We start from the raw sequence: 23,427 nt of genomic DNA, 5'->3' as shown, positions 1-23,427 counted from the left end.
GAAAGAGGAATATTTTTTGAAAGCTATTCAGTTTTGAAATGAGATACGAGTTGATCTAATTCTTCAACTGTTTGTTTCATTTGTTTAGCAGTTTGTGTCATTTCATTCATCGTAATGACTTTTTTCTCAGCAGATTGTGCTGTTGTCGCTGTTTCACTAGATACTTCAGTCGAAATAGAAGCGATGTTATTCAGTGAAGCGTTCATTTCTTCAGCGCTTGCAGCCATTTCCTCAGCGGTTGCTGAGATGTCTTGCATTTGAGTAGATACTTTATTTACTTGTTCCACAATCGTTGTGAAAGAGTTGCCGGCTTCACGAATGACATGAATGCCTTCAAATGCTTCCGAACGGCCTTGGGACATCATAGAGCTCGCAGTTTCAGTGTCTTGTTGAATTTGATGTAGTAGTTGGTTAATATCTGTTGCCGCTGTTTTAGATTGTTCAGCAAGTTTTCGAACTTCGTCAGCTACGACAGCAAAACCTTTTCCTTGTTCGCCAGCACGAGCTGCTTCGATAGATGCATTTAAAGCAAGTAAGTTTGTTTGTTCTGCGATATTAGAAATAGATTGAACAGCTGTATCAATATATTTCGTGTGGGTGATTAGACGTTCGACCACTTCTGAAGTAGCATTTACCGCGTCGTGTATCGTTGTCATTTGGGAAACGGATTTTTGAATAACTGAACTTCCATCGTTAGCCTGTTCAGATGTAGTTACAGCAAGTTCAGTTACAGATGAAGCAGATTCAGCAATACGCTGAACGCTTACTGTCATATCGTCCATTGCAGTTGAGCTTTCTTCCATACTAGAGGCTTGCGATTGAATATTTGCATTTAAGCTAGACATCGAGCTTTGAACTCTTATTGTTGCCTCGCGTGATATATTCGTCTTTTCTAGCATATTTTCAGAAGCGTTTTGTACTTCTACGGATGTTTTTTGAACACGATTGATAATATGTTGTAGGTTTTCTAACATTTTATTAAATGATGTTGCAATCGTACCAATTTCATCATTACTATTTACTTGTAGGCGGGCTGTTAAGTCACCTTCTTGAGATGATAATTCTTTTAGCTTACTATCAATTTGTTGAATTGGTTTTACAAGTTTACCAGAGAACCACCATGCAAGAATGATAGCTACGATAATACAAATAACAAGTGATAAGAAGATAACATATTTAATTTGTAGTGAAGATTGATCAATTTTTTCGATAGATTGATCACGTAACTTAGCTTGTTCATTACTGTAATTTGTGAAATCACCAATTACTTTATAAACAGAGCCATTCTCTGTAGAAGCTACTTGTAAAGCTTCTTCCCACTTTTGTTCTTTTGCAAGGATGAAGACTTTTTCTTCAATAAATTTTCTCCAAGTGGACCCTAAATTCATTGTATCTTTCACGGATTGAGAAATATTTGGATTAGAAAGAAGTTTATCTTTTGAATCCTCCAGACGTTTACTCATCTCGTTAAACTTGTCTAATTCTACTTGATCGTGTTGTAGTAAATAACCTCTTAAAGCAGAAAGTTGTACTTGATAAGCGTCTCCACGCTCTTTCAATTCTGTTGCTAGAGGAGAAATTTCTTTTTGTAATGTTTCAGCTTTACGAGATTGGTCAATAGCAAAAAATAAAATAAAAGCTAAGGCGATGCCAAATAAAGCGCAAATCGTTCCCATCATGAACATTAGTTTTTTTCGAATGCTAATAAAATTCATATGATAAAAAGCCCCCTTTGTGAAATCTTAGTATTAGAATTAATTAATGTAAAAAATCGAAAGAAAGCTTTACTCCATCTGGAATAAAGCTTTCCTCTTTCCTCTAGGAATTATAGCAGACGTAATGAGAGATAGAAAGAGATATTTTAAGGTTAAAAAAAGAGAGACTGTAAATCTCTCTTTTTAACAACTTGGAGCTCATAGAAGTATAAAGGAAAGTTTCGCTTTAAACGTTTGTTTTGAAATGAGAAACGAGAACTTCAAGTTCTTGTACGGTCGTTTTCATTTCAGAAGCTTTTTTAGCAACGACACTCATTTTATTTACTTGGTCACCAGCCGAAGTTGCTGTTTGTGATGTTTCGGCGGCAACTTCATTTGAAATAGAGGCGATGTTATTTAAAGCTGCATTCATTTCTTCTGAACTTGCGGCCATTTCTTCAGCAGTTGCAGACATTTCTTGCATTTGTGTAGAGACTTTATTAATGTGGTTAACAATTTCCGAGAATGAAAATCCAGCGGTACGAATGACTGTAATCCCTTCCGAAGCCTCTGACTGACCTTGTGTCATCATTTCATTTGCTATTTTTGTGTCAGCTTGAATTTGATGAAGTAAATGGTTAATGTCAGTTGCTGCTAGCTGAGATTGTTCAGCAAGTTTTCGTACTTCATCGGCAACAACGGCGAATCCTTTTCCGTGTTCGCCAGCACGTGCTGCTTCAATTGAAGCATTTAAAGCGAGTAAATTCGTTTGTTCCGCGATATTAGAAATGGATTGAAGTGCAGTATCAATATGATTCGTATGTGTAATGAGTCGCTCTACTACTTGTGATGTAGCGTTAACAGCTTCGTTAATTGTATGCATTTGTGTAATAGATTTCTCAATGACTTTATTCCCACTATCTGCTTTTTCTGAAGTTGTAACAGCTAGGCTAGCAACAGAGGAGGCAGATTCTGCAATACGCTGAACACTCGTTGTCATATCGTCCATTGCAGTTGAACTTTCTTCGATGCTTGAAACTTGTGAACGAATATTATACTCAAGAGCATTCATAGTTTCTTCGGTTTTTGCTGTATTTTCCATAGAAGCAGTGGTTTCGATAAACACATTTTCAGACGCTTCTTTTACACTTGTGGATGTTTGTTGCACTTGTTTTATGATACGTTGTAAGTTAGCGAGCATTTGATTAAAGGAATTGGCGATATCACCAATTTCATCTTTACTCGTTACGTGTAATCTAGCAGTTAAATCGCCGTCTTGAGAAGCTAATTCTTTTAATTTCTCATCAATTTGTCGTATCGGTTTAACGAGTTTACCAGAGAACCACCATGCTAATAAAATAGATGTTAACGTACATGTAATGAGTGAGAAGAAAATAATATATTGAATAAGAGATGAAGAAGACTCTACGTCAGCAATTAATGCGTCACGTTTATCATTTTCTTCATTTGCATATTTAGTAAAACGACTTAAAAGATCGTTTACATAATCGGTTTGAGCTAAAGCGATTTTGGATGCTTCGTCCCATTTTCCTTCGCGAGCGAGAGGGAGGACTTCATTATCTATGACGCTTCGCCATTTTGCGCCCATTAAAATCGCTTCTTTCATTCCTTCTGGGAGTTTTTTATCACTTGTTACCTTCTCTCTAGTATCAGCAAGTTTTTTTCCTTCCCGGTTGAATTTATCCAATCCTTTTTGATCATGTGACAGTAAATATTCTTGTAAACCGGCAACTTGTGCTTGGAACCAATCACCACGTTCTTTTAAAATTGTTGCTCGTTTTGATACATCATTTTTTAACGTTTCAATTTCGCTTGCTTGGTTCATAGCGAATGAAAGAATAACAATAAGAGCAATACTAAATAAAGAAGAAATGCTTAAGAGTGTGAACAGTAGTTTTTTGCGAATACTAACATATTTCATCGTTACCCCTGCCTTTAAAAACTATTTATTATGATTTATAAATATAAAGAACGACATTAATAAAAACATCATTATGAAGTTATTAATCTGTTCAATGAAAATTATAGCAGATAATGGAAGATGGCAGATTAATATGAGTAAATGTTCTTAAAATGTATACATTTGTATATCAAAAAGTTCATAAATAAAAATGAGAAATGCTATTGTAATTTGAAATAACATCATGTATACTTCTAATTAGTTGATAACGATTATCAGTATCAACTGTAACATTACTCTTCGTTATGTTGGTCATACCCCTTTTTGACGACGTAAGTCAGAGACGAAATGTTGAAATATCTTGTGTCCTATTCTACAGAATTATGGTAATCTCCAACCTCAACTTATATGCGTGAGCATGCAAAAAGGATCCTATCCGTGAAGGGATCCTTTTTTGCATGCTGTCGCAATTAATGTATATAAACCAGGCACACGATCTTCAATTTCTTCCGGTGCAGTAGGAGGGAAGACCCACCTTTGATGAGACCCGTGTTCTTCAACTAGTTTTTCAATTTTAAAATGTTCTTCCGCAAGTGTTGTAATAATTTCTCCTAGCGTCCAGCGACGGATGGTTGTTTTAGGTAATGATTCTTTCTGCGCTTCTGTCAGAAGGATGCTATAAGCAACATCATCTTCAATCAATTCTTCATCGAAATAATTTCCATTGGCCCGAAATGATGGGTGGTCTACTCCTAATAATTTCGTGTAAACAGGATGATAGTCACGAAGGATAAGCGTTCCATCTCCTTTAAGAAAGGTAGCAATTTTTTGAAAGAGCGGTTTTAAATCTAGAAAGTAATGGAGTACACCAAGTTCCAGTAATACGATATCAAATGATTCGGAGAGCTGCACATTTAGTACATCAGAAACGACATACTGGATAGAGACACCTGCTGCTTCCGCAAGTTCATTTGCATATTTTGCATTACTTGCCGAAATATCAACAACTGTTACGTCTGCTCCTAAAAGAGCAAGAGCAACGGCTTTATTGCCTTTTGAACCGAGTAAATTAATAATATGTTTTCCTTTTGGAGATTGTATGTAAGGTAAATAGTGATCTACCTCGCGCACGGGATCTTCCATAAGCTTTTTTGCATAATCGGCTGGTGCCCCGTGGCGATTCGTCCAAGCTTCATAAGCGGCTGCATTCCAGCTTTTTTCATTACGTGTGCTTAGTTGTTTTTGATTCAATCGTATCACTCCTTTTGTGAAAGTATAGTTATTCGGCAGGGGGATAGGATTTCCTTTTCTTCCTGAATAAAAGTTTGATTTTTCAGTGATTAAGTCGTAAAAGCCCGATTGGTTCAACTAATAATCAGTGGGGGATGAACAAAACCCCCACTGATTAAAGTTTCACTTTATATAAAAAGCGTTGAAAAGGAAAAGTAGGATGAAACCATTCTTTCCAGAGAGCTTCGGTAGCTGAGAAGAAGCAAGAATATTCATTTGAACAATGGCCTTTGAGCTTCGTCTTGAACTTATCAAATGATAATAGTAGGCGGCGACGAGAGTTGGTACTCGTTATCAAAACCACAGTATAAGAGCATATAGCTCCGTACTTGTTAAGGTTAATTATGTGAGTAATTGGCGAAATAAGGTGGTACCGCGACTGTTTATACAGCCCCGCCCTTATCTTTTTTAAGATAAGGGCGGGCTTTTTTATATTTAAAAGGAGGAATGTAAGATGAGTATTTTTATTCTTTTCGGCAAGAAGACTCCATTTGATTTGTGTTACGGGTGAAACCCAATAATTCAGGTAGAGATGAATTGCCGTCAGAAGGTAGACCAAACACTTTTGTTTCGTTCATAACAATTTTTTGAGAGCGAATATTTGTTTCTTTTTGTCTTACGATATAATCTGCCCTTAGATAAGGAGGGAATATATCGTAAGACAACGAAATTGGATAATAATAATCATTCGGTTACTTGAGCCAAAAGGAATTACGATGAAGACCATGTTCATATTTTGTTCCGTTCCAAATATTGATTTGTCAAAAAAAATTTTAATGAACTCTCTAAGAAAGGTGGTGAAAACAATGGCTAAAAAGAAAGCAGTGAAGGTATTACGTAAACAAAAGAAAAGAGAAACAATACAACGATTCACCCAGAAACAGAATATCGGACGAGCTTGTCTCACAGCTAAAGAATTTCGTTTACTGCAGCGCATGTCACATAGCTCAAAAGCGTTGCGAAATGTTGGATTGTACACGATTAAACAAAGTTACTTGAATAATAACAAGATGGCTACTGTAAAAGAAGTGGACACTGCCATGCAAGCCGATATGAACTACTCGGGCGTTCAATCAAACTCTGTTCAAGCCATTCGTAGAGCCTTATTTACAGAAGTGAAGAGCTTTTTTAAAGCGTTGGAACAGTGGAAGAAAAAACCTGAAACATTCACAGGTCGTCCTAAGTTTCCGAATTATTCTCGTTCAACTGATAAACGAATTATTGAAATCTATCAAGTGCCAAAAGTAGATGATAATGGGTATTGGATGATTCCAATGAATGTTGCATTTAGAAAAAAATTCGGTTCCATTAAAATACGTATGCCAAAGAACTTAAGAAATAAAAAAATCTCCTACATTGAGATTGTACCGAAGCAAAAAGGTCGGTTCTTTGAGGTGCATTACACATATGAAATGCACGTTTCTCAAATGAAGAAACCACCCACGACTACTAGTAACGCTTTGAGTTGCGATTTAGGTGTAGACAGATTAGTAAGTTGCGTGACAAATACAGGTGATACATTTTTAATTGATGGGAAAAAATTAAAATCTATTAACCAGTACTTCAATAAAATGATACGTAATCTGCAACAGAAAAATATGGAGAATGGAATTTCCAAACGCATTGTAACGAATAAAATCGCTGCACTTTGGCATAAACGAGAACGACAAATAAATGGTTATATTTCACAAACGGTAGGCTTGTTGTTCAAAAAAGTGAAAGCATTCGATATAGATACTATTGTCGTAGGGTATAACACGGGTTGGAAACAAAAATCTGATATGGGAAAAAAGAATAATCAAAAGTTTGTTCAAATCCCATTTCATAAACTGATTGCAGCGATTGAGAATAAATGTGTAAAAGAAGGCATTCGCTTTTTAAAACAAGAAGAAAGCTATACTTCAAAAGCCAGTTTCCTAGACAAAGATAGGGTTCCAGTTTGGTCTAAGGATGATAGGACTCAGTATCGCTTTAGCGGCAAACGAACCACTCGTGGTCTGTACCAAAGTAAAGCAGGAACATGTATCCATGCTGATATTAATGGTGCGCTGAATACATTGCAAAAATCAAAAGTTGTAGAATTGGACGACAATCTCAAGGTGAAAACGCCGATTCTATTAGAAGTGCAAAAACGTAAGGCTGTTGCTTCGCGCATAGCTTAGTGGGTGCGTCAACCATCCATGTGTACTCGATTTGTCGGGGCTTGTAGCACACGCCAGGTTCATCTGAGTGGTGGCTTCTTCTGCAAGGAAGAACTGCTCTTTTTCGAAAGGGTGGTGCAAGTGGGAAAACAATCGCTCGTTGCCAGTACCAACCAAAAACATACTTGGGGTGTTACCATAAGGGGGCATGAATGCTAGAGCGTCAAACTGTCTAGCGATAGACGAAAAGACCTAGCGTTCTAACTCAAGCCCCCACTGAAATATTTCATCTCAGTGGGGGTAGTTGACTGGAGGCGCTTGGCCGTATGCAAATCTCCTTGAACCGTTTTTACCATTTTCAAGTGAAAGAGTTAGAAACATATTATCGATTGTGAACCGAAATTGGGAGCCTCAAAACACGTTGCCGAATAGAATTGATAGTGTGCAGCCACTATTTGAACGAATCGATGTAAAACAAATTGAGCATGAAATAGAAAAGCTGTATGGAGCGGTAAAGTGAGATAGAGAAAAAGACCTTTCAAATACATGAAAGGTCTTTTGTTACGCACTATGCACGCTACTATGTTTCTTTGTTTTCCTAGCCGTAAGCAGCTGAGGAGTAAAAATTCCAAGTAGTATAAAGAGTATCCCAATCCACTGCATGAAGGTTACGACTTCATGTACAAGTGTAATAGAAGCGATAATGGCCGTTGGTAATTCAGCTGCTCCTAGTATTGTACTAAGTCCTGTTCCTACTTTCGGTACACCAATTGAAAAACAAATGACAGGTACGACAACGCCGAACAATCCGAGGAAGAAAGTGTATTTCCAAAGACCGGCTTGCAGGGTACCATCCGTTAAAAAGGTTGGCGGGAAGAATAGGCATACGATCAGAGTAGCACTTGTTGTCATAAGAAAGCTTTTCGTATAAGGCGGAACTTCTGTAGCAACACGCCCACTTGCAAAAACATAGAATGAAAAAGAGACAGCGGCTAATAGACCAAAGATAATACCTTTCGTGGAAAAGTTTTGTCCGAGACCTTCAAAGACACCGCCTGCAAACAATGTTCCAGTAAATAAAATAATGATAGATATAACTTTCTCACGGTTTGGTAATGTTCGATTAGCGATTGCTTCTATAACGACACCAATCCATGTGAACTGGAAGAGTAGGACAACAGCGATAGACGCTGGTAGTTCTTCTACAGAAATAGCGTAGAAGATACCAGTCATACTCATTGTTGTGCCAACTGTTAGTAAGGAAAAGAATTGCTTTTTTGTTACTTTATGACGTGAAACGAAAAGAACGAGCAGAAGAAGCCCGATCCATCCGAAGACATATTGTCCCCCTAATAGTTGATGTGCTGAAAATCCATCAATGAATCCGAGTTTGAAAATAGTTGAAAGTACGCCGTAGCTACAAGCTCCGAATAAAACAAGTAATGAATACTTAAATTTCTCCATGAAGATCCTCCTTTTAAATAATAAAAAACGCCCGCTATCCAAATAAGGATAACGGGCGAACGAAACAGAGTAAGATACTCTACAAAATTCCGCCATTCATACGAAGTATGAATTTGGGGTATGAAATTGTAGTAGGTTTTTTACATTGCTTTTGGGAATACAATAGAACATTTTACACCTTGAGGCGTGTTTTGTATCCCATAAGGAAACTGATGTTTATCTAATATTTGTTTTACAATATATAGCCCAAGGCCACTACCTTGTACTAATCCGTGTTTGCCAGGGTTTGCGCGATAGAATGGCTCAAATAAATGGGCGAGTTTATCCTCATCAATTTGTGAACCTGTATTTAATACTTCTAATGCATAACCGTTTGGCTTTTCATAAAGCTTTATATATACATGCTGATGGTCAATTGTGTAATGAATTGCATTTGAAATAATGTTAAAAATAGCAGTTTGAATAAATTTAGGGTCAGCTAAAATTTGTACATCTTGCTTAATGTTAGATTGAACATTTAATTGCTTTACAGATACAAAGTAATCTACTTTCTTCATAACATCCTCAATAATATTAGTTAATGAGATAACTTTTAAATCAGGTTTAAATTGAGGGTTTTGTATTTTGGATAATTCCGACATTTTTTCCGTTAATATGTTAATGTCTTGCATCATTTCATAGGAACGTTTTAAATATTTATCTCTATCTTTATAAGCTCCAATTCCGTGAATCATGCCATCTAGTTGTCCCATAACGGCTGCGATTGGTGTTTTTAATTCATGGGAAACCATAGACATAAATTCTTTACGAGATTGTTCTAACTGTTGTTCCTTTTTGAGCTCATTTCTTAAGTCTTGATTGCTTGCATGTAAATTCTTCACAATATTTGGGACCTGTGAAGCAGCTACTTGTAAATTAAAATCGGTTTGGTCTGTATTTTTGTTAAGTAGCTTTTTATCTGAGAAATCAAGATTCATAATATCTTTTAAAGCATCGCTCATAAATTGAAAAGGTTTGGCAATTAGTTTCGTATAAATTAAAGATCCGAGTAAAGATAATGCAAGCATTGTCGCACCAATATGTGGAGCTAATTGCTGCAGTGCATCTGCTAATTTTGGATAATCTTGTGTATCATTTGTGTTATTTGCTGCATTTTGTTTATGTAAGGCATCATTAGTAGCGACTTGCTTTTCCGTTTCTGTAAGTGGAGTAGAAGTGCTGTTTTCCCCCGCAATATTTTGGGTATGTTCTTTTGCTTTTACAGTTTGGCTAGGCTGCAAAAGGTGATTTATGGCTGTGGAGAGTGCTTTATAATCTATAGTAGAAGATTGGAAATTGGAAATCATACTCTCTGAAACAGCCTTACTTTGATTCGTTTTACTTTGGTCGTTTTGTTTGTCTGAATCCGCTTGTTCTGTAGACAGCGCTCCATTTTCTTTTGCAAAACGTTCTTTATCGTAGTTCGAAGCTAGAAAATAAATAATTTGATAAAGACAAAGTGATAAAAGAATACAAAATAATAAGGTTTTGATGAAAATATTTTTGGTGATGTTGTCTGTACTACGATTCGATTTTGTAGCCAATGCCTTTCACCGTTTTAATATAAGGAATCCCTAATTTTTTTCTTAAGTTTTTAATATGTGTATCTATAACTCTTACATCACCATAATGTTCATAGCCCCATACCTTATTTAGCAAATCACTTCTTGATAATACTTTTCCCCGATTTTGCAGTAAAGTATATAAAATTTCAAATTCTTTTGTTGTTAATTCAATTTGATTACCATGAACATAAGCGGCATAGGCTGTAGAATTTAACATCAATTCATGGAATTGTAGTATAGTTGCAGCTTCTGCTTCCTTCGTTGCTGCCCTTCTTAATACAGCCTCTACACGTTTAATAAATACGGTGTAATGGAACGGTTTCGTAATATAGTCATCAATACCTAACTCAAATCCTTTAATTTCACTTTCTTCATTATGTAAGCCTGTTAACATAATGATCGGTACATCAGATTGTCCTCGCATAATTTTACAAATACTATAGCCATCTATATCTGGTAACATCACATCAAGGAGGACAAGATCGTATGAATTTTTTTGGAAAAGAAGAATACCTTCTGTTCCAGCGCCAACGACATCAACAGTAAAGTTTTGTGCCATTAGAAATTCACGAATCAGTTCTTGTATATCTGGGTTGTCTTCAATCACCAGTATATGCGTCATAGTAACACCTCCTAAATAACGCTTTTTACTGCAATATTCGAATTCATCATTTTTTGGATAACTCAAATTGTTTATACATATAATAAGCCCCCGCTATAAAGTCATCATGAAAGTAGCAAGGGGAATGGTTTAGAGAAACTGAATATTTCAGAATTACATTAGTTCTATTATAGTATGTATTGTAAAATTTATAAAATATTATAACTGTATAATTTTAATATCCATGTTTATCAATGTTTTGATATTGCTTAACGAAACCTATTCTTATTATATATGTAAATACAGTTGTTTTGCTACTGTAAATGAATAAATAAAATAAGCCAAGATATAAAATTCTTGGCTACACATAAATCTTGTTTTTAGGTTATTTTACAGTGACGGTAGCTTGCTGCTGAATACGCTCAAATAACCAGTGTATATCATTGTTATACATACGAATACAACCAAGTGTTGTCCATTTGCCGATTGCTTGATTATTGTTAGTACCATGAATCGCATAAGTTGTTCCGTAAGTTCCTGCCATGTTTAGTCCGAGCCAACGGTCACCAAGTGGATTACGTGGATCGCCGCCTTTAATTTTTCCTGTATAGTAAGGACGGTTTTTAATTTTATTAACGATTTGAAAAGTACCTTTAGGCGTAGGTGTGGCTGCTTTTCCAGTAGCGACAGTAAAACTCTTTATAAATTGTCCGTTTTGATAATAATCCATTTTATTTAACTGCGTATTCACGATAAGCTGATCGTTTGTTGTAGCTGCCTCAGCATTTGTGAATGGAATAGTTAAAAATCCTAATGATAATAGTGCGCTTAATAATAGTTTTTTCATTATATTCTCCTTTTTACTATTGTAATAGTCTTACATACAATGAATTTGCAATCCTCGTAATACTTTATTTACATTTTCATCTAATGTTTCAAAGAACGTAGTAATCTTTGGATTTTGTTTGTTGTTTTTATCAATAAGTAATCTTTCATTTAGTAAAAGTTCACCATGTAGTCCAAAACTTTGAACTTGAATATTTAGCTCATCTTCAGTTTCAGAAATAATTGGTAAGAAGTAGTGGAAAGCTTTCGTTGGAATGATGTAACTTTTACCAATCATGCTTTCTTGATTTGAATTAATCCATTTTTTCGTAACAATCTTAATGTTCTTTTTTGAAACGATAAAAGACAGTGTTGTAGATTTTGTTAAACTTACGTCAAATTCACTTGTTTCACATATGTGTAAATTAAAAACGGTTTCATTTTGATGAGATTCAACATTTGTATTAATAAAATCATGCATTTTATAAGCTTCCATTTCTTATTCACCCTTTTTTCAATTTCGAAAAACTACTTATATTTATTCAATTTAATGCTTAGTCATATATTAGTTAAATTTTTCAACAAATTCCGATATAATCTTACAATACGTATATGAAGCTAATATGAAGTTAGTATGAGTTTGTGGTGGTTTTTTATTGAGAACAAAATAAGGTGACTTTAAGTGTTAAAAACTGGATAAAAAATGCATATTAATGCCCTTGTGTCGTCTGATATATAGTTGTTAGCTTATTTTAAAACGATAATGGATAGCAGCAAATAATGAACAGAAAACTTTAGTGTGAGCCTTACAAAAATGTAATAAAAATGTAAGCTATTGTGATAGTTATTTCGACAATTTTTTTATACAATAATAGTAAGAAGTTGTACGTGATTGAAAGGAGAGATGACATGGAATGGGTTCATGAATTATTTCAGCAGTACGGGTACTATGTTGTACTTGTTGGTTTGCTGTTAGAATATATTGCACTTCCGTTTCCGGGAGAGCCAACGTTAGCATATGCGGGGTTTTTAGCACAGAAGGGCGATTTAAGTTTACCGATTTTAATTATCCTATCCTTTATTGGGACAAGTGTAGGAATGACAATTCAATACTTTTTAGGAAATAAATTAGGTATGCCCTTTATTCAAAAGTATGGGAAATACGTATTTTTAACACAAAGAAAAATCGACTTAACAAGAATGTGGTTTGATAAGTATGGATACTTCCTTATTTTTATCGGCTTCTTTATTCCTGGTGTACGTCATTTTACAGGATATTTTGCAGGAATTATTAACTTACCATTCCGTCGTTTTGCGATTACAATTTACTCAGGTGCTCTATTTTGGGTATCATTCTTCTTAATCGGTGGTTACTGGTTAGGTGGCAACTTACATGATATTTTTGGAGTGCTAGAAGATCATATCGGTAAAATCATTGTTGGAGTTATCGTTATCGTAGCAACTACGTTAGGAGTACGTTTCCGCAAACAGCTAAAACGAGTATTGTTACAAAACGCAAGTTAATATGGAATCCATTCTATGTCAGAATTTAGGAAGGCAGTGCAGACGCACTGCCTTTTTATTTTATATTCCAATCTATTCTCAACTTTCCTTTTAACTTATTGCCATTAACTATAATGTAATACGTTCCCGTCTTAATTGCTGCAAATTGGTATGTATTAGGACCGTTTGAAGCTAAATAATTTTCTTCCTCTTGAAACTCACTAGCCATTTTTACGGCTCCCATGTAGCCATCCGGATTTTCAGCTCGTGATTCAATGGTAAATTCTAATATGTCACCTCGTTTTAGTTCAATGGGGACTTTATGTTCACCACTAAAATGTTGAAAAGATGCTTCGAAAGAGTTTTCTGTTTTTGTTTCGACCCATTGTTCTTTTGATGTTCCAACCTTTTCTAGATCGATAAAGTTGATTGTGATAAATATAATAAGCATAATGCCTGGCACGACATATTGTATCCACTTAAGTTTTGTTGCTATAACTGCACATAAGTAGAAAAAAAGAGAACACACTGCTCCAATTGATCCGAGAAACAAGAACTGTATTAGACTAGCTTCTTTAAATATTAGGAATGGAAGAGAAAATAAATAGCCGCAAAAAATATAAAGGCATAATGTCTTCAGTCTTGTATATGTTTTTAATTTCAATTTATCGATGCAAATAGAACAAAAAATTGCATACGCCGCAAGAATAGGAGCGAAGGGAACATAAAGTAGTTCTCGTAATCCAGCTAAGAAACTATATAATGTTTGTTGACTAGTTGTTAAGAGAAGCGTGCTAATAAGTAATAATAATAATAATAATAATAATAAAGCTGCTGTAAGCTTAGTAAGAACGTAAGAAAAGGTAGATGTTTTCTTCATATGGAACCTCCTTTGTTTAATATTTCACATTCATTATATAAGTTATTTTCATCATAATACATCTTTATTTTTGTCAATTATTATAGTCGTAATGACAATTATAATTGACAAAAATAAGGATATTATTTACAATTTTAATTAAATAAATGAAAAAGAGGGAAGACATGAAGCTTCAAAATCGAGTGAGGGAATTGCGAGCAAAGCATCGTTTATCACAAGGGGATTTAGGGAAAGCGATTGGATCATCACGGCAAACGATTAGTTTAATTGAGCGCGGGGATTATGCACCATCTATTGTATTGTCGCTAAAAATCGCACAAATTTTCAACGTACCGGTGGAGGAAATATTTGCGTTAGTGGAGGGGGAAGATGGAGATGAAGAGTAATCGAAAAAAACAATTTGATGTTGTGGGGAAAATAGCATTAAGTATGATGGGTGGCTTTTTAACATCTTATATAGCTTTAAATTTACTCTCGGATGAACCGAGAAAATTATCATCTAATACATTTATAGGTGTATGTACTATTTTTGGAATCGTAATGATGTACTACACTTGGAAGAATACACGTATGTTAGCGGAGGCACGCGATGAAGAAGAGAGCGTACAAGGAAGAAAATTAGGCATTATAAGTATATATTTACGTGTAGGTGATATAGTTACGCAAGCATGGTTTGTATATGCAGTTATTACATGTAGACGTGCACTGTTGCAGGATACAAATGTTTCATTTGCAGTGTGGAATTTAGTAGCTTCTATCGTCTGTTTAACTATTGTAGTGGTTATCGGGCTCATAACAAAGAATCGTTATAACAAGCTATATCCTGAACAAGGTGTAACATATATGGAATCTATGAAAATGTGGACGAAAAATGCAGATGAGGGATTAAAGCACATTGTGCATGAGGCTGGATATAAAGCGTATGAATTTACGAATACAATATTAGCATATGTATGGTGGGCTGCCGTTATATATACAGCGGCTAGTGATATCGATTTTGTATTAATTGGCCTAATCTCATTTATTTGGATATTGCATCTCGGAAAATTCATGTACGAAATGCATAGAAAAATGATTTATTAAGGGGAGAAAAAGGTGGATATTTTAAGAAGGCCAGCTGGTTCACTGACAGTGGCGCTCATTCTGTCCATTTTATACGGAGTGATCCGAACTGGGAAATTAGAAACAATGTTGAATATATGGGCATTATTGGGGATTTTTCTGGCAGTGGTAATCATTCATGAGTTAGGACATGTCGTATTCGGCGTAATAGGTGGTTTGACATTTAAATTTATGACAGTAGGGCCTATTACTGTTCAAAAAGAGAAGGGAAAAGTACGCATTCGAGAAAATAAATTATGGGCGTACTTCGGAGGCGTGGCAATGTTAATACCGCCTTCTATAGTAACACCTAACCTTTCAAAAAAATGGGCATGGATGACTTTAGGTGGACCAATTACAAGTTTACTATTTGGTATTACTTTTGGTTACATATACATGGTGAGTTATTATCAATATCTTTTATATTTTTCTGTTTTCCATTTTATAATTTTTGCGGTTACAATCGCGCCGATAAAAGGAACGCTTATGAGCGATGGTATGCAATTTCTTATTTTAATTAAAGATGATGAAAAGGCGAAGCAGCATGTATATAACATTCAAGTATCGAGTGAGTTATTTAGTTATAAGAGGCCGAAAGATTGGGATAAGAGATTAGTAGAACTTAGCGAAGATAAAATAAAAGAAAATAAAAATATAAGAGAGATCATGAGCGGACTTATGCTCGTTTTCCTTGCCCGATCGGATCAAAAGGGAATGGAAAGAGCAATACTATATGTAGAACAAGTTGCCCAACTTTCTGTCACGAAAGAAAATAAATATTTCGTTAGTAGTTTTCATAGTTGGTATCTTTTATATAAAGCTCTTTATCAGATGGATAGTCTTTCTCTGCAAGAAGCGAAGGAATATGGGAAGGCCATTACAAAAGTGGACTTACATGGGTATTATCGCACACAAGGAATTGTTAAATATTTAGAGGGCGATATGGAAGCGTCCCACACTTATATGAGGAAAGCAGACAAAGAATTAAAGAGTGCCGAGAAGAGTGAAATAGGATATTTACAATTAGAGAGAGAATGGTTTGAGCAGTTGAAAGAGAGGGTATCTTACGATGGGTAAGGTATCCTCTTTTTTCTATGTCGTCTTATGCCGTTCCATAAAAAGTCTGTGGCGAGTAAAATAAGATAAGCAGAGCAAAGCTTGGAGGAATTCTAGATGGAAATTTTAACGATTATTTTAATAGTCTTGCTTATTTATGCTGTTTTTAAAGTAGCATATGTAGCATTAAAGATACTCGCGATCCTATTAGTTATCTTTTTAATCGTAGAGTTCGGCAGTAAATTGCTTGGGGGATAGGGTATGTTGTGCGTTTTGAGTGTCGAAGGGTGTCGGTAAGTCGATAACCTGTGTCGAAACGTCGATATAATGAAAAAATCGTTGATATAAGTGGAGAAACGATCGATATATTTGAAAAATCGTTGATATATTTTAGTGAATACTGAATGGGGTATGTGGAAAAGAAGTTGCCGTGGGGGTAGCTTCTTTTTATTTTAGTGATGGGGTATGAACAGGAAAGAGTAACAAAACAAAAAAGCTGGAAGAGTATCTTCCAGCTTACGAGTTACTTTCAATTTGGCGACCGTTTTCTTCTTCATTGTCTTGTAAAAGGTTGAATACGTCTGCTAGGCAGAATGCAATGAACCAAGTCCATAGACCGTGGAAGAAAGCTGAGCTTAATTGAAGTGGTAATGTATAGTTAGTCATTGAGTAGGAAATACATCCGCCAACGATTCCAATCATTGTTAATAACATTGTTTTTTGCGCATTTTCTTCTGGATTGAAGAGGAAGTAAATGTATCCACCTAAAATTGAAGCGCTTACAAGGGTTTCGATTCCATTAAAAATGATATTCTCTCCTAGCTGAGTGTTTGTCCAGAAGCAGATCGTTCCGCCGATAATAGCAAACAGGACAGCTATTGTGTATCTTATATATTGATTCATATGTTCATCTCCTTATGTAATAAGATGATTTGGAAGTCAAAAAGGTAGGTATAGTATATTGAAGTGAGTTTTAGTTGTACGTATCTTTTTATAAAAAGATCATTGAAGAGTGATCGGTTGTTTAAACCGTTACGTGTATGGTGTCTGAAATATACCCGACTGCTCGTTTCTTTTTGCTTGTAAAAATAAGAGAAACTTCCAAGTCTATATACTCTTTTTTTGTGAGTCTGCTTTCATTATAACACATTTAGGGCCACAATAATAGAATTATCTGATTTTGTAATAAGTGTAAAAAATAAAAATCGCAAGGAAATACCACTAACAATGCGGTTTAGTGGAAGAAGGATTTTAATTTATTATGATGAAATATGTAATCAAGGTGAGATCTAAGAAGGAGGCTTACATACTATAAAAAATGTTTTGTAGCATGAATGTAAGGGAGGAGAGCTAACTTGGAGATCACAACAGAAAGATTAATAATTAGACCTTTTAAGAGTACTGATTTACAGGATGTATTTGCTATTTATAATAATGATGATACATGTAAGTTCCTATTACATAATAAGTGGACTCATGAAGACATGCAGAAAAGATTTAATAAGAAGCTAGCAAACAATGTACTTACTGAAGAATCAATATTAAGTTTGGCAGTTATATACAAGACTAAAGTAGTTGGTGATTTATCCGTATGGTACACAAATATGAAAGACACTGTTGAGATTGGTTATAGTTTTTCAAATGAAGTAGCTGGGAGAGGTTTGGCAACAGAAGCAGTAAGTAGTTTGGTATTTAAATTATTTAATGAATTTTATGTACATCGTATACAAGCTAATCTTGATGCACGTAATACAGCTTCACAAAAATTGTGTGAACGAATAGGCATGAGAAAGGAAGCCCATTTCATACAAGATTTTTGGAGTAAAAATGAATGGACAGATAGTATTGTATACGGAATGCTATCCTCCGATTTGTAGTAATAAACTTCGTGATTTTATTATGCTAAAGGGTGCGTTAGTTGAATAACAAAGGGCATAACATATTATATATGACTAATATGTTATGCCCTTTCATGTATTAACCTTTTTTATATGCGTTTGAAACGGCCGACAATTTCAACTGTTTCAGTAATGTTCATGAATGCTTTGTTATCCACTTGACGGATAATACGTTTCATTTCGCCTAACTCATAGCGAGTCACGACAGTGTAAATCATTTTTTTCTTATGGTTTGTATAGCCGCCGACAGCATCTACCATTGTCACCCCGCGTATGCCGTGATGCAATAGTGCGCTTTTTATTTCCTCGCCTTTTTCTGTAACTGTCATTATCGTTAATTTAATATGTTTCGTATGCACAGCATCGATAACTTTGCTGACTACAAACCGGCTAATTAACGTATAAAGCGTAATATCCCATCCGAAAATAAATCCTGCTGCAACAAGTAAGATTAAGTTGAATCCAAAGATGATTGCTCCAATTGAAATATCTCGATGTTTCGCTACAATCAATCCAACAACATCAAAGCCACCTGTTGAAGAAGCAAATCGGAATATGATTCCGGAAGCTGCTCCGCAGATTACACCACCAAATACAGAAGACAGTAAAATATCGTCTGAAACTTGGTGTACAGGGATAATGTTCATCGCTAACGATGATATAGCTACAAAGTACGCTGTTAAAAAGGTTGTCTTCTTGCCTAAGTAAAAGTGACTTAAAATAAGAAGAGGAATGTTTAGTAAAAAGATAAGTGCACCGATATTGTAGTGCATTAAATAACCGATAATCATCCCTACACCAGCGAAGCCACCGCTAATCATGTTATGCGGGATAAAGAACATATTCATAGAAATTGCATACAAAATAGAGGCTACGAAAATAACAACCAACTGTATGATAAATTCTAAGTGAAATGTTTTAGCTGCTGGGAAGGATAAAAAGGCGGTGTCGGGAACGTAATCGGCGTCTCCTAGTTGACCCATAGTATGTTTCATCTCCATATTCATTTTTGATTACAAGAAGAGAATAAAGGTTTTTTCAAAAACTGGCAATAGTTTTATTATAATGCGAAAATTTTATAAATTTCTAACAAATTAAACCTATACAAGGATACGTGTGAATATACTAAAGAAAGCGAATACATTAGTTTTTTAGCATAGTTTTCTTGAGAAAATATGCAAAATACTTTTTTGACGATAAAAGGAAATAGAGAATGTTTGTTGAATGTGCTAAAATGACCTTATTAAGGATGTGAAGCGATGGAATTTTTATTGCAGGATGCAATTCTATATATATCGTTTGTAACGACAGCACTTTGTTTATTAGAAGTTTTCTTCCTTGCTAATGTTTCTCGCTTTGTGCGTCAGCAAGCATCAAGCGGTAGACAAAGAGCTTTTAAACTAGTTAATACGTGTGAAGAGGGTACTGGTAATGTAACGCTTTTCTCTATTTTTTATAAATATGGAATGATTCGTTCTGTGCGCAGACAAGAATCCAGTGAAGAGAATGACGAGGTCGGTCCGTATACACCAATGTTTCGCTAAATAATTACGAAACATTGGAGGAATGAACATGTTAAAATCATACCGAGCTGTGCTCGTTAGTTTATCATTATTACTTGTTTTTGTTTTATCTGGTTGCAGTAATGCAGCCCCAATTGATGCACATAGTACGGGAATTTGGGATCATTATTTCGTATATCCAATCTCGTTTATGATTCAATTTGTTGCTCATCACATACCAGGAGCTAGCTTCGGGATTGCTATCATTATTATGACGCTCGTTATTCGTTCAGCCATGATTCCATTAGCTGTTTCACAATATCGTAGTCAAGCGAAAATGAAGAAAATGCAACCTGAACTGCAGAAGCTGAAACAAAAATACGGTGATGTGGGTAAAGATCTTGAAAAACAAAAGCAGTATCAAAAGGAAATGTCGGAACTAATGAAATCAGGCGGTTGGAATCCACTAGCTGGTTGCTGGCCACTATTAATACAAATGCCGATTTTCTCTGCTTTGTATTATGCGATTAGCCGAACAGAAGAGATTCGCACATCGTCATTTTTATGGGTGAACTTAGGACATGCAGATCCTTATCATATATTACCGATTATCGCAGCGTTAACGACATTTATTCAGATGAAAGTTTTCCAATCTAATATTACACCTGGAGAACAAGTACAGATGCTGAAAGTGCAGCAAATTATGATGCCAGCAATGATTTTATTTATGGGATTTGCGGCGCCATCAGGACTTGTGTTGTACTGGATAACGGGTAATTTATTTACAATGACACAAACAATTGTATTAAGAAGAATAATGGAACGTGAAGAATTACAATTACAAAAAGCTTAGAAAAACGCCGCTCGGGATGAGCGGCGTTTTTTTGTTAAGTCGTTAAGGAAATGTTAAGAAACCGACATTACTATAGGAATTGTATACGAAAGTGTACATGCTTTAGAAATATGAAGGAGGAAATTTCCTATGAAGAAGAAAACAGTTGGGTATTTAGCGATTGCAGGTGCTTTATCATTTGGAATCATTGGAGGAGTCGGTATTCCGGCATTCGCGGCAACGAATACTCAAGCAGCTGAGCAGTCTACAAAAACGGCGAAAAAAGATTTAGATGACGCTACAAAACAAAAAGTAAAAACGATTATGGACGATACAAAGAAACAGTTGAAGGAGTTAGGTGTAAAGCTTCCAGAGAAAGAAAAACGTAAAGATATGTTTGCGGGATTAGATGATCAAACAAAAGAAAAAGCAAAATCAATTTTAGAGCAAGAGAAATCCGGCAAATTAACACGTGAACAAGCGCAAGAGGAATTAACGAAGTTAGGCGTGAAAATGCCAGAGAAGGGTAAGCATGGAGATATGTTCACTAACTTAGACGAAGCAACAAAAGAAAAAGCGAAATCAATTTTAGAGCAAGAGAAATCCGGCAAATTAACACGTAAACAAGCAAAAGAGGAATTAACGAAGTTAGGCGTGAAAATGCCAGAGAAGGTTAAGCATAAAGACATACTTGCTAACTTAGACGAAGCAACAAAAGAAAAAGCAACGTCTATTTTTGAACAGGAAAAGTCCGGGAAATTAACACATAAGCAAGCAAAAGAAGAATTAACAAAACTAGGCGTGAAGTTCCCAGAGAAGGTTAAGCATAAAGACATCTTTGCGGGATTAGATGAGACAACGAAAGAAAAAGCAAAAGCGATTTTAGAGAATGAAAAGAAACAATTAGAGGAATTGAACGTTGATTTACCGCACCATAAAGTGAAACTTTAATCAGTGGTGCATTTCCACTGATTATTAGTTGAACCAATCGGGCTTTTACGGGCAGTTAATATTCCAACTTCATCCTTGTATTCGCTGGATTTTAAGGTGGAAGTTTTACTGCCCGTTAATGCGGGGTAAATTTTTTATGAAAAAAGATGAGAAATAATTGAGTAAAGTCGTATCTTCCGTGTGGGCAACCGGAAGGTATGTATGTGAGGAGACTTTCTTTTAGAAAGTCTCCTCTTACTTATTGTCGTTTTTTGTTGGTAAATCGATATATTTTGAAAATCGCTGAGATAATTTTTACCGCTACGCTGTTCCAAAGATACTGGGGAATTAGAGAAATATTATAGCTTCTGTTATAATATAAGAAGAGAAACATTTCTTATGTTATATAAAAAAATATATTGATTTTTTCTAACAATTCAATATAATGAACAATAACTACAAAATTCGACATCAAGAAGTGATGATGAGGACATGATCAATTTTTTACGATTCTCAGAGAGGGAAGCCTTTGGCTGTGAGCTTCCTAATACGGAAAAATGGATTACCACCTCTGAACTGCAGCAGTGAACGGATACCTAGTAATTGCTTGCCGGCAAAAACCGTTATTTAGACTTGAGAAATTGGTGAAGTATGTTACTTTACGAATTGAAACAAGGGTGGAACCACGAATAAAACACTCGTCCCTTTTTTAGGGAGGAGTGTTTTTTTATTTCATTTTTGCATCACACTAGAATTGGAAGGAGGATACGCAGCATGCATCATGATGAGAAGAACAAAATTGGTTTAACAGTAGCACTTTCTATCGTAGTAGGAACGATTATTGGATCTGGTGTGTTTATGAAGCCAGGGAGCGTATTAGATTACTCGGGGAGTTCTAATATGGCTATTCTTGCTTGGGTAATTGGTGGTCTGTTGACGTTAGCAAGTGGTTTAACAGTAGCCGAAATTGGAGCGCAAATCCCGAAAAATGGTGGGTTGTATACGTATTTAGAGGAGATTTACGGAAGTTTTTGGGGATATTTATCAGGCTGGATGCAAACAATTGTTTATGGACCAGCTATTATTGGAACATTAGGATTGTACTTTAGTTCTTTAATGATTAATTTTTTCTATTTAGATAAAGTATGGAATTTACCAATTGCTATTGGAACAGTTGTGTTCCTTGGCGTTGTAAATAGTATGGGAACAAAATATGGAGGTATCGTCCAAACGGTTACGACAATTGGAAAGATGATTCCAATCGTATTAATTGTTGTGTTAGGTTTTTGGAAAGGAAATAGCGATATCTTTAATGTAGTAGTGCCGATATCAGAAAATCAAAGTATCGGTATGGCAATTTTAGCAACATTATTTGCTTATGACGGCTGGATTCTACTTGCTTCGATTGGCGGAGAAATGAAGAATCCAACAAAGCTATTACCGAAAGCGATGACAGTTGGGATTTTAATTGTAACGGCTGCTTACGTACTAATTAACTTGGCATTATTAAATGTGTTACCAGCAGCGAAAATTGTAGACCTTGGAGAGAATGCAACAGCGACAGCTGCGGGCATGCTACTTGGAGAATATGGCGGGAAAATCATTAGTATCGGTATTATCGTTTCTATTTTCGGTTGTTTAAATGGAAAGATTTTAACGTTCCCACGTATTCCGATGTCTATGGCAGAGCGTGGACACCTTCCGTTTTCTAAGTTTATCGCAAAGGAAAGTCCAAGATTTAAAACACCAGCAAATGCGATTACTGTTGAAATCATTTTAGGAATTATTTTAATGGTTATTAGTGATCCGAATAAGCTATCTGAGATTTCCGTATTCATTATTTATATTTTCTATGTAATGACGTTTATTGGTGTCTTCATTTTAAGAAAACGTAACAAGAATAAAGAGCGTGCATACAGTGTACCGTTATTCCCGATTGTACCAATCGTTGCGATTTTAGGATCATTGTTTGTACTTGGAAGTGCGATTATTAATGATCCGGTAAGTTGTTTCTTATCAATTGGAATTGTCTTTACTGGACTACCGGTATATTGGTATTTAAATAAGAAGAACAAAACTAGTGTTTAATAATTAGAAGGCAGGCGTATGATACGCCTGTTTTTTTATTGTAAAAAAATTGTACTTGTGTTCAATTTCTTTTTTGGTTACTATAGTCGTAGTAACC

General features: G+C 35.3%; 22 protein-coding genes, 1 pseudogene and 2 other annotated features. Of the genes and pseudogenes, 12 read left to right on the top strand and 11 right to left on the bottom strand.

The genetic code is table 11. The features are described from left to right. Positions 1 to 23: 23 nt before the first annotated feature. From AC1DMU_RS22825 to AC1DMU_RS22815, 3 genes are all read right to left on the bottom strand, one after another. Positions 24 to 1,715 (bottom strand): methyl-accepting chemotaxis protein, encoded by a 1,692-nt coding sequence (locus tag AC1DMU_RS22825; RefSeq protein ID WP_088064758.1) that lies wholly within the window; start codon positions 1,713 to 1,715, stop codon positions 24 to 26. Between the two features lie 226 nt (positions 1,716 to 1,941). Continuing rightward, positions 1,942 to 3,636 carry a methyl-accepting chemotaxis protein gene (locus AC1DMU_RS22820; protein ID WP_088064757.1) on the bottom strand — a complete coding sequence of 565 codons (1,695 nt, stop codon included), beginning with the start codon at positions 3,634 to 3,636 and terminating at the stop codon, positions 1,942 to 1,944. A gap of 411 nt (positions 3,637 to 4,047) precedes the next feature. After that, positions 4,048 to 4,866, bottom strand: a complete 819-nt coding sequence (locus AC1DMU_RS22815) for a class I SAM-dependent methyltransferase (RefSeq protein ID WP_088064756.1) — start codon at positions 4,864 to 4,866, stop codon at positions 4,048 to 4,050. Positions 4,867 to 5,038: 172 nt separating this feature from the next. Next, positions 5,039 to 5,309: a binding site (T-box leader), on the top strand. 402 nt (positions 5,310 to 5,711) lie between these two features. On the opposite strand from AC1DMU_RS22815, the gene AC1DMU_RS22810 reads away from it, so the two are divergent. Beyond that, a complete protein-coding gene (locus AC1DMU_RS22810; protein WP_098133961.1) occupies positions 5,712 to 7,067 on the top strand; it encodes an RNA-guided endonuclease TnpB family protein in 1,356 nt (451 codons plus the stop codon). A gap of 304 nt (positions 7,068 to 7,371) precedes the next feature. Next, positions 7,372 to 7,566: pseudogene (locus AC1DMU_RS22805) on the top strand (methionine--tRNA ligase); the annotation flags it as partial. Between the two features lie 41 nt (positions 7,567 to 7,607). On the opposite strand, the gene AC1DMU_RS22800 reads toward AC1DMU_RS22805, so the two are convergent. The 5 genes from AC1DMU_RS22800 to AC1DMU_RS22780 all read right to left on the bottom strand — a co-directional run bounded on the left by AC1DMU_RS22800 (position 7,608) and on the right by AC1DMU_RS22780 (position 12,036). Next, positions 7,608 to 8,510, bottom strand: coding sequence for an EamA family transporter (locus AC1DMU_RS22800; RefSeq protein ID WP_088064754.1), 903 nt, complete (start codon positions 8,508 to 8,510; stop codon positions 7,608 to 7,610). A gap of 140 nt (positions 8,511 to 8,650) precedes the next feature. Further along, positions 8,651 to 10,093: a sensor histidine kinase gene (locus AC1DMU_RS22795; protein WP_088064753.1), complete on the bottom strand. Its 1,443-nt coding sequence runs from the start codon at positions 10,091 to 10,093 to the stop codon at positions 8,651 to 8,653. Further along, positions 10,071 to 10,736, bottom strand: coding sequence for a response regulator transcription factor (locus tag AC1DMU_RS22790; protein ID WP_000148835.1), 666 nt, complete (start codon positions 10,734 to 10,736; stop codon positions 10,071 to 10,073). Before AC1DMU_RS22790 ends, AC1DMU_RS22795 begins: the two co-directional genes overlap by 23 nt. A gap of 364 nt (positions 10,737 to 11,100) precedes the next feature. Beyond that, the gene (locus AC1DMU_RS22785) at positions 11,101 to 11,562 is read right to left on the bottom strand and encodes a L,D-transpeptidase (protein ID WP_000735054.1); all 462 of its coding nucleotides are present in this window, start codon (positions 11,560 to 11,562) and stop codon (positions 11,101 to 11,103) included. Between the two features lie 30 nt (positions 11,563 to 11,592). Further along, a complete protein-coding gene (locus tag AC1DMU_RS22780; protein WP_000388758.1) occupies positions 11,593 to 12,036 on the bottom strand; it encodes a DUF3978 family protein in 444 nt (147 codons plus the stop codon). A 413-nt stretch (positions 12,037 to 12,449) separates the two neighbouring features. Here AC1DMU_RS22780 and AC1DMU_RS22775 point away from each other — a divergent pair, with 413 nt between their 5' ends. Beyond that, complete coding sequence (locus AC1DMU_RS22775) at positions 12,450 to 13,064, top strand: DedA family protein (RefSeq protein ID WP_088064752.1); 615 nt, start codon at positions 12,450 to 12,452, stop codon at positions 13,062 to 13,064. A gap of 55 nt (positions 13,065 to 13,119) precedes the next feature. Here the strand turns inward: AC1DMU_RS22775 and AC1DMU_RS22770 are convergent, their stop codons facing one another. After that, complete coding sequence (locus AC1DMU_RS22770; protein WP_098624861.1) at positions 13,120 to 13,923, bottom strand: hypothetical protein; 804 nt, start codon at positions 13,921 to 13,923, stop codon at positions 13,120 to 13,122. 164 nt (positions 13,924 to 14,087) lie between these two features. On the opposite strand from AC1DMU_RS22770, the gene AC1DMU_RS22765 reads away from it, so the two are divergent. The 4 genes from AC1DMU_RS22765 (at position 14,088) to AC1DMU_RS22750 (ending at position 16,338) form a co-directional block, all read left to right on the top strand. Then, entirely contained in the window at positions 14,088 to 14,309 is a 222-nt protein-coding gene (locus tag AC1DMU_RS22765) for a helix-turn-helix transcriptional regulator (RefSeq protein WP_087981953.1), read from the top strand. Then, positions 14,299 to 15,006: a DUF3169 family protein gene (locus AC1DMU_RS22760; RefSeq protein ID WP_088064750.1), complete on the top strand. Its 708-nt coding sequence runs from the start codon at positions 14,299 to 14,301 to the stop codon at positions 15,004 to 15,006. The genes AC1DMU_RS22765 and AC1DMU_RS22760 overlap by 11 nt, the downstream gene beginning before the upstream one ends. Positions 15,007 to 15,018: 12 nt before the next feature. Beyond that, a complete protein-coding gene (locus AC1DMU_RS22755) occupies positions 15,019 to 16,101 on the top strand; it encodes a site-2 protease family protein (protein ID WP_088064749.1) in 1,083 nt (360 codons plus the stop codon). Positions 16,102 to 16,197: 96 nt separating this feature from the next. Next, positions 16,198 to 16,338 carry a DUF3985 family protein gene (locus AC1DMU_RS22750; RefSeq protein ID WP_000404783.1) on the top strand — a complete coding sequence of 47 codons (141 nt, stop codon included), beginning with the start codon at positions 16,198 to 16,200 and terminating at the stop codon, positions 16,336 to 16,338. Between the two features lie 258 nt (positions 16,339 to 16,596). Here AC1DMU_RS22750 and AC1DMU_RS22745 read toward each other — a convergent pair whose 3' ends face one another. Continuing rightward, on the bottom strand, positions 16,597 to 16,983 hold the full coding sequence (locus tag AC1DMU_RS22745; RefSeq protein WP_001077775.1) for a DUF3938 domain-containing protein: 387 nt from the start codon (positions 16,981 to 16,983) through the stop codon (positions 16,597 to 16,599). Between the two features lie 452 nt (positions 16,984 to 17,435). Between AC1DMU_RS22745 and AC1DMU_RS22740 the strand changes: the two genes are divergently transcribed. Beyond that, positions 17,436 to 17,957, top strand: coding sequence for a GNAT family N-acetyltransferase (locus tag AC1DMU_RS22740; RefSeq protein WP_088064748.1), 522 nt, complete (start codon positions 17,436 to 17,438; stop codon positions 17,955 to 17,957). A gap of 110 nt (positions 17,958 to 18,067) precedes the next feature. Here AC1DMU_RS22740 and AC1DMU_RS22735 read toward each other — a convergent pair whose 3' ends face one another. Beyond that, complete coding sequence (locus AC1DMU_RS22735; protein ID WP_000530033.1) at positions 18,068 to 18,961, bottom strand: YitT family protein; 894 nt, start codon at positions 18,959 to 18,961, stop codon at positions 18,068 to 18,070. A gap of 276 nt (positions 18,962 to 19,237) precedes the next feature. Between AC1DMU_RS22735 and AC1DMU_RS22730 the strand changes: the two genes are divergently transcribed. The 4 genes from AC1DMU_RS22730 (at position 19,238) to AC1DMU_RS22715 (ending at position 23,330) form a co-directional block, all read left to right on the top strand. Beyond that, positions 19,238 to 19,522, top strand: a complete 285-nt coding sequence (locus tag AC1DMU_RS22730) for a hypothetical protein (protein ID WP_000394932.1) — start codon at positions 19,238 to 19,240, stop codon at positions 19,520 to 19,522. Positions 19,523 to 19,550: 28 nt separating this feature from the next. After that, positions 19,551 to 20,333: a membrane protein insertase YidC gene (gene yidC / locus AC1DMU_RS22725; RefSeq protein ID WP_000920534.1), complete on the top strand. Its 783-nt coding sequence runs from the start codon at positions 19,551 to 19,553 to the stop codon at positions 20,331 to 20,333. Positions 20,334 to 20,462: 129 nt separating this feature from the next. After that, positions 20,463 to 21,263: a hypothetical protein gene (locus tag AC1DMU_RS22720; protein ID WP_088064747.1), complete on the top strand. Its 801-nt coding sequence runs from the start codon at positions 20,463 to 20,465 to the stop codon at positions 21,261 to 21,263. Positions 21,264 to 21,714: 451 nt separating this feature from the next. Beyond that, positions 21,715 to 21,951, top strand: a binding site (T-box leader). A 65-nt stretch (positions 21,952 to 22,016) separates the two neighbouring features. Next, positions 22,017 to 23,330, top strand: a complete 1,314-nt coding sequence (locus AC1DMU_RS22715; protein WP_088064746.1) for an APC family permease — start codon at positions 22,017 to 22,019, stop codon at positions 23,328 to 23,330. The last annotated feature ends 97 nt before the right edge of the window (positions 23,331 to 23,427 follow it).

The organism is Bacillus sp. 01N45 (assembly GCF_056399205.1).
Note: the sequence above shows the minus strand (reverse complement) of the source record. Positions and strands in the feature narration are given on the sequence as shown.